This window comes from Mycolicibacter algericus DSM 45454 (genome assembly GCF_002086455.1).
In the GTDB taxonomy this organism is placed as follows: Bacteria; Actinomycetota; Actinomycetes; order Mycobacteriales; family Mycobacteriaceae; genus Mycobacterium; species Mycobacterium algericum.
On sequence record NZ_MVHC01000051.1, the window covers coordinates 1 to 12,756 of the forward strand.

Below are 12,756 nucleotides of genomic sequence, written 5' to 3' on the forward strand. Positions count from 1 at the left end.
TCTGGTGGTGCTGGTGGGCGTGGTGGTGATGCTGGAAACCTGGGTAATGGTGGCGCCGGCGGCAACGGCGGTGACGGCGCAGCGGGTACGGATGGCTCGACCGATGCGATCACCGGTGATGGCATCGCAGGCTTGGCCGGCGGCGCGGGTGGTGTCGGTGGCGCCGGTGGCGCGGGTGGCTCGGACGCCGGCAATGGCGGTAATGGCGGTAACGGTGGCGCTGGTGCCGCTGGTGGTGCTGGCGGTGCCGGAGCTGATGGTGCGGCGGGTGCCGATGCTGTTGCCGGTAGTGGTGACGACGGTGGCAATGGTGGTGACGCGACCAGCAATGGTGGTGCCGGAGGTGCCGGTGGTGTCGGTGGCGATGGTGGTGCCGGTGGCGCTTCGGTGCACGGCAACGCCGGTGCGCACGGTATTGGTGGTCTCGGTGGTGACGGTGGCGCCGGCGGTGCGGCGGGCAACGGTGGCGATGGTGGTGCCGGTGCCGGTGGTGGCACCGCGGCCGCGGCCGGTGCCGGCGGCAAGGGCGGTAGCTCTGATGGCGTGGGCGGTACCGGTGGTGCTGCCGGTGCCGGTGGCTCCAGTGGCGGATCGCAGGCCGCGTCGGGCCAGGCCGGTGCTGATGGCGCCGGCGGTAACGGTGGCAACGGTGGTACCGGTGGGCACGGTGAGGTGCTCGGTGACGGCACGGTGCAGGCCGGTGGTGTCGGCGGCGACGGCGGTGACGCCGGCGCGGTCGGTAACGGCGGTAACGGCGGTACCGGCGGGCAGGGTGCGACCGGTGTCGGCGGCACGACAAACATCAGTGGTGACGGGACGACGGGCGGCACCGGTGGCGCCGGAGGCGCCGGTGGTACCGGTGGTGCCGGTGGCACCCTCTCGGGCAACGGCGGCAACGGTGGCGCCGGCGGCGTAGGCGGCACCGGCGGCACCGGTGGAACAGGCTTTGACGGTCAGGCGGGACTCGACGCCGTCGCGGGCAGCGGCGGCAGCGGCACCACCGGTATCGATGGTGGTGACGGCGGTGACGGTGGCGCCGGTGGCGTCGGTGGCCAGGGCGGTGCCGGTGGTACCGCCACCGCGGGTGAGGCCGGGGCGCAAGGCGAGGGCGGCCAGGGCGGCACCGGCGGTGCGGCCGGCAGTGCCGGCAACGGTGGCCGCGGCGGTCATGGCGCGGGCGGCGGCAACAACGCCACCGCCGGATCCGGCGGCCAGGGCGGCAACGGTGGTAACCGCGGCACGGCCGGCGCCGGTGGTGCCGGTGGCTGGAACGCAGACAACACCACGCAGGCTGACCAGGGCGCGACCGGAGCCGAGGGGGGCGGTGGCCACGGCGGCGCGGGTGGCCGCGGCGGCGACGGTGAGTTGCTTGCCGGCGACATCGCTCAGGCCGGCGGAACCGGTGGTAACGGTGGCGCGGCGGGCAGCGACGGCGACGGTGGCGTCGGTGGTGCCGGCGGTAGCGGCGCTTCGGGTGTCGACGGGACCACCGTCGGTATCGACGGCACCACCGGTGGGTCCGGTGCGGCCGGCGGTGACGGCGGCCAGGGCGGTGCCGGCGGCACGAACTCCGGTAACGGTGGCGACGGTGGTGCCGGCGGCCAGGGCGGTGCCGGTGGTGACGGCGGCGCGGCAGACGACGCACCCTTCCTTGACAGCGCAGGCGGCAACGGTGGCGGTGCGGGCGCCGGCGGCGCGGGCGGCAATGGCGGGTCCGGCGGCTCGGCAGCCGTTGGGAACGGTGGCACCGGTGGTGCCGCGGGCAACGGCGGCGACGCCGGCACCGCGGCAGTAGGCGGCCAGGGCGGTGGTGGCGGCGGCGGCACCAACGCCGGTAATGGCGGCAACGGTGGCGACGGCGCCGTCGGTGGCGCGGCCGGCAACGCCGGGGCCGGTGGACTCGGCGTCGAAGCGGCCGCCAACGGTGCTGATGGTGCCGAGGGCACAGCGGGCACCCACGCCGACGGCGCGGACGGCGGTCGCGCCGGTGACGGATACGGTTTGATCGCCGGGACCAACACCGGCCAGGGCGGCGGCACCGGTGGTAACGGCGGCAATGCCGGCGCGGTCGGAAACGGCGGCTTCGGCGGCACCGGCGGCGCCGGTGCGACGGTGGATGGCATCACCGGCGGCGACGGTAACGGCACCCATGGTGCCGAAGGCGGCCTCGGCGGCGACGGCGGCCAGGGTGGTGCCGGCGGCACCATCTCCGGCGACGGCGGCCACGGCGGCTTCGGTGGTATCGGCGGCCAGGGTGGTGCCGGCGGAGCGGGTGCGGACGCCACGATCGCAGACACCGACGGTGGTCACGGCGGCAACGCCGGTGCCGGTGGTAACGGTGGTAACGGCGGCCAGGGCGGTACGGCCACCAATGGCACCGGTGGTGTCGGCGGCACTGCCGGGTGGGGCGGCAACGGCGGGGTCGCCGGCAAGGGCGGCCAGGGCCTCGGCGGCGGCTCCGGCGCCACCGCCGGCAACGGCGGTAACGGTGGTAACGGCGCCGATGGCGGCCTGATGGGCAACGTCGGGGCCGGTGGCACCGGCACCACCGACGGCGCCGACGGCAGCCTCGGTCTCGACGGAATCGCCAGCGACGGTGGCGCCGGAGGCAATGGTGGCGCGGGTGAGGGCCTGATCACCGGAACCGAGGTCGGCCAGGGTGGCGGTAACGGTGGCATCGGTGGCAACGCGGCAACCTTCGGCAACGGTGGTGCCGGTGGCACCGGTGGTATCGGCGCGACGGTGGACGGCATTACCGGCGGTGATGGCAACGGCACAAACGGTGCGCTCGGTGGTATCGGTGGCAACGGCGGTGCCGGCGGCGTCGGCGGCTCGACCGCCGGTAACGGTGGCGTCGGTGGCAACGGTGGTGCCGGCGGTAAGGGCGGTAGCGGCGGCGCGGGCGCCGACGCGACGGTCGCCGACACCGATGGCGGCAACGGCGGTAACGCCGGAGCCGGCGGCGCGGGCGGTAACGGCGGTGAGGGCGGTGCAGCCAACGACGGCACGGGTGGCGACGGTGGTAACGCCGGGGCCGGCGGCGATGCCGGCACGGCGGGCGCCGGCGGTACCGGTCTCGGCGGCGGCGGAGCTGCCAACGCGGGCGCGGGCGGTACCGGTGGCAATGGTGCCGACGGTGGCCTGGCGGGCCTCGTCGGTCTCCCCGGATCTGGAACTGCGGAAGGCGCGACCGGCAGCGCCGGTGTTGACGGTGTCGGTAGCGACGGTGGTGCCGGCGGCAATGGTGGTGTCGGCGCAGGGCTGATCGCCGGCACCGACACCGCCCAGGCCGGCGGGGCCGGCGGCGGCGGCGGTAACGCCGCATCGGTCGGCACCGGCGGTGCCGGCGGTAACGGCGGCGCGGGTGCGGCCGGCGATGACGGGATCACCGACATCGACGGTCACGGCACCAATGGCACCAACGGCGGCGCGGGCGGCGTCGGCGGCGTGGGCGGCGAGGGCGGCTCGATCTCCGGCGACGGCGGCGCGGGCGGTCTGGGCGGCGCGGGCGGCGCCGGCGGTAACGCCGGCCACGGCGCCGACGGCATCAATGGCGCCCCGGTCACATCGGGCAGCGGCGCATCCGGTGCCAACGGAACGGATGGCGGTAACGGCGGCGTCGGCGGTAACGGCGGCGTCGGCGGCAACGGCGGCGTCGGCGGCGGTGCCGTCAACGGAAACGTCGGCGCGGAAGGAGCCGGTGGCCTCGGTGGCAACGCCGGTAACGCCGGTAACGCCGGCAACGGCGGGCGCGGCGCCGATGGCAGCGGTGGCGGCACCAACGCCGTCGCGGGCTCCGGTGGTGACGGTGGTCACGGTGGTGAGCGCGGCACTGCGGGCACGGCCGGCGAAGGCGGCTGGAATGCGGGCAACACCACCCAGGCGGCTAGCGGGGCTGCCGGAACCGCGGCCATCGGCGGCAACGGCGGCGCGGGCGGCAAGGGCGGCACCGGTGTGCTCCTCGCCGATGGCACAGCGCAGATCGGCGGCGCCGGCGGTGACGGCGGCGACGCCGGGTCGGTCGGCCACGGTGGCGCCGGTGGTAACGGTGGCGCCGGTGCCCACGGGGCAACCGGATCGACGGCCACCGCCAACGGCGGGACCGGTGGAGACGGTGCGGCCGGTGGTAACGCGGGCAGCGGCGGCAAGGGCGGTTCGATCTCCGGCAACGGCGGCCTGGGCGGCGTCGGCGGCGCGGGTGGTAACGGCGGCACCGGCGGTGCCGGTGTGGCCGGTATTGCGGGCGCCGACGCGGCAGCCGGTAGTGGCGGCAATGGTGGCGACGGCACCGACGGTGGTAACGCCGGCGCCGGTGGTAACGGTGGTAACGGCGGTAACGGCGGCCAGGGCGGCAGCGCGACCAACGGCACCGCGGGCCTCGACGGCGCCGGCGGCCTCGGTGGCAACGGTGGTGCGGCCGGCGCTGCGGGTGACGGCGGCCGCGGTGGTCACGGCGCCGGTGGCGGCACCGCCGACACCGCCGGGCACGGCGGCAATGGTGGCGCCGGTGGCGATCGCTCCACCGGGGGCGCTGCCGGCCAGGGCGGCTTGAACGGTGACGGTGTCACCTACCGGGCCGACGGTGTGGCCGGCGGCGACGGTGGCGGCGGCGATGGTGGCGCCGGCGGCAACGGTGGCAGCGGTGGGCTGCTGGCCGACGGTGTGACCGGCCAGGCCGGCGGCTATGGCGGCAACGGCGGTGCGGCCGGCGCGATCGGTACCGGTGGCGCTGGTGGTGCCGGCGGCGACGGTGGTAGCGGCGTGGCCGGTATCACCGACATCGACGGCAACGGCACCGCCGGCGGCAATGGTGGAATCGGTGGCCACGGCGGCAACGGTGGTAGCGGCGGCACCATCTCGGGCGCTGGTGGTGTCGGCGGTGCCGGGGGCACCGGCGGTAGCGGCGGCAACGGTGGCGACGGCGTCTTGGGTGCCGCGGGAAGCACTGGTGGTAACGGCGGCCTGGGAGGCAACGCGGCCGCTGGTGGCGCCGGCGGTCTCGGTGGCGATGCCGCCAACGATGTCGGCGGCGTCGGTGGCGCGGGCGGTAACGCCGGCGCTGCCGGTAACGGTGGCGCGGGCGGCCACGGCGGCGACGGCGGCCTTGGGGCCGCTGCCGGTAACGGTGGTACCGGTGGCGACGGCGGTAACCGTGACCTCGGTGGTGCCGGTGGCGCCGGCGGTGTTGGCCAAGACGGTCAGGCCGCTACCGGTCAGGGCGGTACCGACGGTTCCGGTGGCGACGGTGGCGCCGGCGGTAACGGTGGCGCCGGACAGACCTTGTTGGATGGTTCCGCGCAAGACGGCGGTTCCGGCGGCAAGGGCGGCAACGCGGGCGTGATCGGTACCGGTGGTGCTGGTGGCAACGGCGGCGTCGGCTCGACCGGTGTCGACGGCAGCACTGACAGCAATGGCGACGGCACGGCCGGTACGGCTGGCGGCAACGGCGGTAGCGGCGGCCAGGGTGGTACCGGTGGCACCGAGGCGGGCGACGGCGGTGTCGGCGGAGCAGGCGGAGTCGGCGGAGCGGGCGGCGTGGGCGGTGCCGGCGTAAACGGTGCGACCGGAGCTGATGCGGCAGCAGGCAGCGGCGACAACGGTGGCAACGGCGGCGACGCGACCAGCCGCAACGGTGACGGCGGTGCCGGCGGTAACGGCGGTGCTGGCGGTGCCGGCGGTGAGGCCTACAACGGCAGCGTCGGTGCAACCGGGGCCGGTGGACAAGGCGGTGCCGGTGGTAACACCGGCGACGGCGCCAACGGCGGTAACGGCGGCGCCGGGGCCGGGGGCGGCGGCAACGCCAGCGCCGGGACCGGCGGCAACGGCGGTCAAGGCGGCATAGCCGGTACGGCGGGCGCCGGCGGGGCCGGTGGTCTCGGCGGCGACGGCGTTGCTGCTGCCGACGGCCAGGACGGCCTGATCCTCGGTGGCAACGGCGGTGACGGCGGAGCGGGCGGTAATGCCGCGCTCGGTCAGGCCGGTGGTAATGGCGGTGCCGGTGGTGCGGCCGGAACCGTTGGACGCGGCGGCGACGGCGGTGACGGTGGTGCCGGCGCGGCCGGTTTGGCCGGAACCACCGTCGGTGTCGATGGCACCGACGGCGGAGCGGGCACGGCCGGCGGCAACGGCGGCCAGGGTGGCGCTGGCGGCAGCATTTCCGGCGACGGTGGCGACGGTGGCCACGGTGGTATCGGTGGCGACGGTGGGGACGGCGGCAACGCCGCCAACGGCACCGCAGGCACCCACGCCGCAGCCAATTCGGGTGGCAACGGTGGTGTCGGTGGTGACGCGACCGGCGCGGCCGGGGCCGGTGGCGCCGGTGGTGCCGGCGGTAACGGTGGTGCCGGCGGTGTCGCGAACGACGGAACCAACGGTGCCGACGGTGACGGCGCTGTGGGTGGCGACGGCGGCGCGGGCGGCAACGCCGGCGTGGGCGGCACCGGTGGTAACGGCGCGGGCGGCGGAACCAACGCCGTTGCCGGCACCGGCGGCGCGGGCGGCAACAGCAGCAGCACCGCCGGTGCGGGCGGTGCGGCGGGCGCCGGTGGTCTCGGCGGCGACGGCGAGACCCAGGCCGATAGTGGCGCCGACGGCGAAGGCGGCGCGGTCGCCGTCGGTGGTACCGGCGGCAACGGCGGCAACGGCGTGACGTTGGGCAGCGGCCTGGCGCAGGCCGGCGGCCACGGCGGCACCGGCGGTAACGCCACCGGCGAGTTCGGCAACGGCGGTACCGGCGGTCACGGTGGTACCGGCGCCAACGGCACCAACGGAACCAGCGCTGCGAACGGCGCCGGCGCGGCCGGCGGCAACGGCGGCAACGGTGGTTCGGCCGGCCAGCACGGCACCGGCGGTACCGGCGGCACCGCCGGTGACGGTGGCAACGCCGGCAACAACACCTCGGTGGCCGCGAACGGCGCTACGGGCAATATGCCCAAGGACCCGAACGGCAATGCCATGGCCGGTGGGACCGGCGGCGACGGCGCCAAGGGCGCCACCGGGTTCACCGGTGGAGCGGGCGGTTTCGGTGGCACCGGCGGTGCCGGCGGCACCATCTCCGGTGACGGCGGTGAGGGCGGCCTCGGCGGCAACGGCGGCATCGGCGGCGGTGGCGGCACCGGCGGCAACGGTGGTACCGGCGGCGCCGGTGGTGCCGGCGGCCTCGGCTTGCCCGGGCGTACCGGTGGTACCGGCGGCGAAGGCGGCCAGGGCGGCGACGGCGGTACCGGCGGCGCCGCCGGTCTGGGCGGCGCCGGCGGTGTCGCGCTGGGCGACGGTCAGGCCGGTGCACACGGTGACGCCGGTGAAGGCGGCCAGGGTGGTACGGGCGGTAAGGCAGGTACCGGTGGCCAAGGTGGTGCCGGCGGTGCCGGCTACAACGGCCTCGTCGGTCAGGGCACCGGGGGCGGCGGCAGGGGCGGCAGCGGCGGCAACGGCGGTGTCGGTGGCACCGGCGGCCAGGGCGGTGCCAACGCCGATGGCACCACCGCGCAGGGCGGTGCTGGTGGCCAGGGCGGCGATGGCGGCAAGGGCGTCAACGGTGCCTCCCGACCTAGTAAGTCCAACTGGGCTGGCGGCGGCGGCAACGGCGGCGACGGCGGCCAGGGCGGTGCGAATGGTAACGGCACGGCCGGTTCGGGGGGCACTTCCGGTGTCGCCGGGACCCCAGCCGGCGCTGGTAAAGGCCCCGCTGGTGTCGGCGGCGCCGGTGGTAAGGGCGGTACGGGCGCCCCGGCCCCGTAGGGACCCGCGCACGCTTCGCTCGCGCGAGCGACCCCTTGGCTCGCGCGAGCGTGTGCGTCTCGTTCTCTCGCGCGAGCGCGCGCGTCTCGTTCTCTCGCGCGAGCGCGCGCGTCCCCGGTCGACACGCCGGGGAGATTCCCGGTTCTGCGCACGCTCGGTGACGGCACTAAACGAAAGGGGCGGTGACGGATGATCCGTCACCGCCCTTTCCGCGTTACGGCTAACTTCGCGCTGTCGGAATGTCCTCCGGGGTTCTCGGCCAGGCGAACAGTGCGATCCGTTGATCCCACTTGGCTATGTAGTGCTCCCCGAGGAACACCCCGCCTCGTCGCTCCCAGAACCGGCGCCCATGCGAGCCGGCGGCATGGGCATCCCCGATGATCCGTCGGCACTGCGGTTCGGCCTCGAAAATGCTGGAGACCAAGGGGCCGAAGATATTCTTCCCGTGCCCCTTTTCGACCATGTCGGGGTCGGCCATGGCGCCGTGCAAGCCCACATCGTAGGGAAGGGCGTTGTAAACGGTGGCGAGGTCGTCCTGTGCGACCCGGAACAGCTCCATGTAACCGAGCGGCTCGCCATGGACGTTGTAGACGTAGGGGCGCGAGTAGCCGCCCGAGAACTGGGCATCCAGGTGGCGCTGCCACTGATCGGCCGGATACGCGTAGTCCCAGGTTGCTGCGAGGTGCGGCCGGTTCATCCACTCGGAGATCATTGCGGCGTCGCCGGGCTGGTCCGCGAAACGAATGCTGTACGGCTCGGCCAGTATCGGCAGCGGCGGCGGCGGAACAGCGAGAATCTCGTCACTCACGTCAACCCGTTGCCGCGGCATGCGTGTACTCATGGCGCACCCGAATCCGTTGTAGCCGACGTGGTTTCGGTCGCCATTGCACATGCCTCCTGGAAGTCCGTTGACGGCAGCGCCGTCGCTATTGGGTTCACAAATGATGCTACGTCGGCCCGCGAGCGTGCGGGTCTGTACGCCGACACGCCGCACAAACTGACAGTCCCCGCACGCTCGCCGCCGCCCTGTGTCCCGAGCACGACCAACCGGTCGTCGTTGTCCAGCGCGTCGATACTGCGACCGCGAGGCGCTGAGGCGGCTACCGGCGCAGCCGCTTGATGCGGTCCCACAGGACGGCCTTGGGAGTGTCGTACATCTGCAGCGCGAGCATGCAGTCATCGAGGCGGTGCGGGTGGTCCCTGTCGACTACCTGCGACCCGGCGGCTGCAGGCTGATTCGGCCCTCGAAAATGATCTCGAACCTGATCGGTTGGCCGTCAACGTCGAGCAAAGTTCGGATGCCGTACTGATCAGTCACGACCGGCCGGAGCACAGCGATCGGCCGACTGGTCAGCGCGTTGAATCCTTCTGGCCGGCGGACGCTCTCCCGGATGGAGCTGTATCCGGAACTATCGGAGACGAGAAAATCGACGTCCACCGATTCGCGGTACTCGCCGTAGCGCAGCGCGATCGCGGTGCCGCCGCCGAAGTAACAATTCGACGGCGCCAGGAGTTCGGCGTCGAGCGCGTCGAGGACGCCGGCAACCCGAACATGATGTGCGCGCTCAAACAAGAAGTATCCCTGCACTGTGGGTGTCCGCCAGTTGCTGGACGAAGACGCGTTCTTCGTCGCTCATCGCGGCTTGGTCCACATGGCGCCAATTGCGTTCGTACAGTTGCAGTGCCTCGATGTCGGTGAGTTCGGTCTCGGGTCGTAGTTGCCCGGCAATCGCCCGCAGTTGCGCGAAGTCCCCCACCCGAACCGTCGTCTGCGCCGTTACGTGCGCAGGCCCTGCTTGCTGCGCCGGTTGCCGGCCCGGGCCGTGCGACTCATCGAGTCTCAGCCGCGGGCCCAGGGCCGCGGCCACGTTCAGATAGCCGCCGATCGTCACTGCGGGCGCTCCGGCCTCGATGCGGTGCAACGTAACTCGCGATATCCCGGCTGCATCGGCGGTGGTCACGGCGCTGACGCCGAGGGCGAGCCGCCGGCTGCGAAGCTCGCGACCGAGCTCGGCCAGCACATCTTCGGTGTGTTTCGCAACGACCGGGTTCCGCGCTGGCATGTATCTCATCTATACACGCTGGGTGGCCGACGCTCCGCCTCGTGCGCACCTACACGGCCGCTGGCTTGCCCCGGTGTGCGCACTTACACCGTCAGGACGATCTTGCCGGTCACCTCACCCGAGGCCAGCAGCCGATGTGCTTCGGCGGCCTGTTCGATAGGCAACCGCGCGCCGATTACCGGCTTGATGCGGCCGTCGGCCAGCATCGGCCACACCTTCTCGGTCACGGCTGCCACGACGGCGCCCTTGCCGTGCGGGCCCTCCACCGGCCGGCCGCGCAGCGCGGTGCCGATCACCCCGGCGCGTTTGCCGATCAGCTTGCCGATGTTGAGCTCGCCCTTGACCCCACCCTGCATCCCGATGATGATCAGCCGCCCATCGTTGGCCAGCGCGTCGATATTGCGGTCCAGATAGGCCGCTCCCATGATGTCCAGGATCACATCAGCCCCGCCGGCCTCCCGGATTCGGGCGACGAAGTCCTCGTCGTGATAGTTGATGGTGACCTCGGCGCCCAGCTCACGGCAGAGCGCCAGCTTGGCCGCCGAGCCGGCGGTGACGGCCACCCACGCCCCGAGCTGTCGGGCCACCTGAATGGCGTGGCTGCCGACCCCGCTCGCACCGCCGTGCACCAGCAGCTGCTGGCCCTCGGACAAACCCGCCGTCTGCACCAGGTTCGACCAGACCGTGCAGGCCACCTCCGGCAGGCCGGCGGCGTCGACCAGGTCCACGCCGTTGGGAATCGGCAGCACCTGTGGTGCCGGCACCGCGACGTACTCGGCGTAGCCGCCGCCGGCGAGCAGTGCGCAAACCTGTCGCCCGACAGTCCAATCCGTCATCTCGTCGCCGACCGCGGCAATCACACCGGACACCTCCAGTCCGATGGTGTCGCTGGCGCCCGGCGGAGGCGGATACACGCCCTTGGCCTGCAGCAGGTCGGCCCGGTTCACCCCGGCCGCGGCGACCCGGATCAGCACCTCACCGGCGCCGGGTTCGATGTCGGGGACTTCTTGCCAGGACAGTTGCTCGGCGGACTCGGCGACCACGGCACGCATGACGCACACGCTACTATCCGGTCGGATAACACCGAGCAACGCTGAGAAGTCCTCAGCTACAGCGCTTAACATAACGGCGTGCAGCGCCGCGATCCGTCGGCGGACGGGGAGTGACTTACCGGGGTTGGACCTCGCCGAATGTCACGCATGGCAACACAACTTGGATGCCGTGCTGCGCTTCGACGCGGCGATGAACCAGCTGCTCAACGACGAGCACCAGCTGTCGGCGATCGGCCATCGGGTGCTCAACGGCGGCGGCCGTATCCAGCTCACGTATCAGGACCCGGACATCCAGGGCGATCGCGGCGCACCTGCAACACCAGGGGCGACCGGCGGCGTTAGCCGTCGGGCGGCGGGCCGGTGAGCAGCGGTCACCCATATGGGTGGGGCCACGAGCCCGCTGCAACCTGGCGACATGGCGAGCCGCGAGCGTCTAATCTTATGGGCATGCGATTCAGCCGCGTAACCATCGATCCGGACGTGATGGGGGGCATGCCGTGTATCCGGGGTTTGCGTATCCCGGTGGCGACCGTGGTCGCGATGGTTGCTGATCAGATGACGCCGCCTGAGATTCTTGCCGAGCTTCCCGATCTTGAGGAAGAAGATGTTGCCGAGGCTCTGCGCTACGCGGCCGAGGCAGTGCGGGAGCGTGAGCTGCCGCTACGTCCGACTGCATGAGGCTGTTACTGGACGAGAATCTTTCGCCGGTGCTATCCAGTTTTCTCACCGAGGCCGGCCACGACGTTGTCCATGTCCGTGATCGTGGGTTGGCAAGTGCGGCCGACGAAGTGGTCCTCACGTTGGCTGCAGACGAAAATCGCGTGTTGATCAGTGCTGATACGGACTTTGGTACCTTGCTGGCCCGGTCAGGCGCTACAGAGCCATCCGTTGTCCTGATACGCCGTACAGTCGGTCGACGAGCGGCCGAACAAGCCAGCCTGCTCATCGACAACCTTCCCGTAGCGAAGGACGACCTAGAAGATGGGGCCGTCGTCGTGCTCGGCGAGAAGACAATACGAATCCGCCGGCTGCCGGTCTGATCAAGTGAAGTGATACCTACACATCGACATCATCTGGTTCGCGGGGCGTAGCCGAACTCCCGGCGAAGCCGGGGGCCGGATGGTGCGGCAGCGGCACCACTCCCGGCGCCAGCGGCGGTGACAGCACCGGTTGGGGCGACGGGACCGGCATCATCTGCAGCCGCGGCGACGAGGACGCAACGCTTCGTGCGGAGTGAGGTCAGATCAACCGTTAGCGGTGACGCTAACACGATTGCTTGAGCTATCATTTTGGGAGCCTGAGGCACTAGCTTCGGGAAGTGAACCCGGCAGCCTTCCGGACGGTGGGCGGGCCGGGTTTCGCGCTATCTGTGGAGTCATTCAGACCGTCCGCACTTCGACGATGGCCGGTTCGATGCGATCCCGCAATCGTCCACCTCGAGCCCAACACCACGCGAGTGCGCTCCGCAGCATCTTGCGCAGCGAATCCACGTCGGCGGCGAGGTGGGCGCTGGCCACGACGATGTAGCCGCCTTCTTTGGTTTCGTCGATGAAGATATGGCGCGTCGGCGTTCTCCGTTCCGGTCGCGTCCCATGGCGTGGTGTAAGTAGCGTCGGCGTTTCCGCGTGAGGCTCTGTGAGTGTTCACTATGCCGTGAGAGCCGCTGTGGGGGCAACGCTTTCGGTGGGTTTGGTGCCCGGGTCGTTGGTTTTGAGCAGGGCCAGGGTGGCTTCGGAAAGATAGCGTTTGTCGGCGACTTGCCATTCGTCGTGGGCTTCGACGAGCACCGAGCCGGCCAGCCGCAATAGTGCGGCCGGATTCGGAAAGACCCCGACGACGTCGGTTCGGCGCTTGATCTCGCGGTTGAGACGCTCCAACGGGTTGGTCGACCAGATCTTTTT

The 12,756-nt window shown here is 72.2% G+C and carries 9 protein-coding genes and 2 pseudogenes; 4 read left to right on the top strand and 7 right to left on the bottom strand.

Annotation, left to right across the window (positions count from 1 at the left end; genetic code table 11):
* A pseudogene (locus tag BST10_RS23595) lies at positions 1 to 393 on the bottom strand (hypothetical protein); the annotation flags it as partial.
* On the opposite strand from BST10_RS23595, the gene BST10_RS24240 reads away from it, so the two are divergent.
* A complete protein-coding gene (locus tag BST10_RS24240; RefSeq protein WP_207567919.1) occupies positions 388 to 7,740 on the top strand; it encodes a PE family protein in 7,353 nt (2,450 codons plus the stop codon). The pseudogene BST10_RS23595 and the gene BST10_RS24240 sit on opposite strands and share 6 nt — an antisense overlap.
* 220 nt (positions 7,741 to 7,960) lie before the next feature.
* On the opposite strand, the gene BST10_RS21465 is transcribed toward BST10_RS24240, so the two are convergent.
* The 4 genes from BST10_RS21465 to BST10_RS21480 all read right to left on the bottom strand — a co-directional run bounded on the left by BST10_RS21465 (position 7,961) and on the right by BST10_RS21480 (position 10,855).
* Positions 7,961 to 8,548 (bottom strand): GNAT family N-acetyltransferase, encoded by a 588-nt coding sequence (locus tag BST10_RS21465; protein ID WP_235673655.1) that lies wholly within the window; start codon positions 8,546 to 8,548, stop codon positions 7,961 to 7,963.
* A 399-nt stretch (positions 8,549 to 8,947) separates the two neighbouring features.
* Positions 8,948 to 9,313 carry a nucleotidyl transferase AbiEii/AbiGii toxin family protein gene (locus tag BST10_RS21470; protein WP_083040604.1) on the bottom strand — a complete coding sequence of 122 codons (366 nt, stop codon included), beginning with the start codon at positions 9,311 to 9,313 and terminating at the stop codon, positions 8,948 to 8,950.
* On the bottom strand, positions 9,306 to 9,812 hold the full coding sequence (locus tag BST10_RS21475; protein ID WP_235673654.1) for a helix-turn-helix domain-containing protein: 507 nt from the start codon (positions 9,810 to 9,812) through the stop codon (positions 9,306 to 9,308). The genes BST10_RS21470 and BST10_RS21475 overlap by 8 nt, the downstream gene beginning before the upstream one ends.
* A 74-nt stretch (positions 9,813 to 9,886) precedes the next feature.
* Positions 9,887 to 10,855 (bottom strand): NAD(P)H-quinone oxidoreductase, encoded by a 969-nt coding sequence (locus tag BST10_RS21480; RefSeq protein WP_083040608.1) that lies wholly within the window; start codon positions 10,853 to 10,855, stop codon positions 9,887 to 9,889.
* 160 nt (positions 10,856 to 11,015) lie between these two features.
* Between BST10_RS21480 and BST10_RS21485 the strand changes: the two genes are divergently transcribed.
* Complete coding sequence (locus tag BST10_RS21485; protein ID WP_133054460.1) at positions 11,016 to 11,219, top strand: hypothetical protein; 204 nt, start codon at positions 11,016 to 11,018, stop codon at positions 11,217 to 11,219.
* A 70-nt stretch (positions 11,220 to 11,289) separates the two neighbouring features.
* On the opposite strand, the pseudogene BST10_RS24015 reads toward BST10_RS21485, so the two are convergent.
* Positions 11,290 to 11,397, bottom strand: a pseudogene (locus BST10_RS24015) (hypothetical protein); the annotation flags it as partial.
* On the opposite strand from BST10_RS24015, the gene BST10_RS21490 reads away from it, so the two are divergent.
* Together BST10_RS21490 and BST10_RS21495 are read left to right on the top strand one after the other, a co-directional pair.
* Positions 11,348 to 11,533, top strand: coding sequence for a DUF433 domain-containing protein (locus tag BST10_RS21490; RefSeq protein ID WP_232062683.1), 186 nt, complete (start codon positions 11,348 to 11,350; stop codon positions 11,531 to 11,533). The pseudogene BST10_RS24015 and the gene BST10_RS21490 sit on opposite strands and share 50 nt — an antisense overlap.
* The gene (locus BST10_RS21495) at positions 11,530 to 11,895 is read left to right on the top strand and encodes a DUF5615 family PIN-like protein (protein ID WP_083040612.1); all 366 of its coding nucleotides are present in this window, start codon (positions 11,530 to 11,532) and stop codon (positions 11,893 to 11,895) included. The genes BST10_RS21490 and BST10_RS21495 overlap by 4 nt, the downstream gene beginning before the upstream one ends.
* A 606-nt stretch (positions 11,896 to 12,501) precedes the next feature.
* Here the strand turns inward: BST10_RS21495 and BST10_RS21500 are convergent.
* A partial coding sequence (locus BST10_RS21500; protein ID WP_207567918.1) for a transposase occupies positions 12,502 to 12,756 on the bottom strand: 255 nt, incomplete at its 5' end.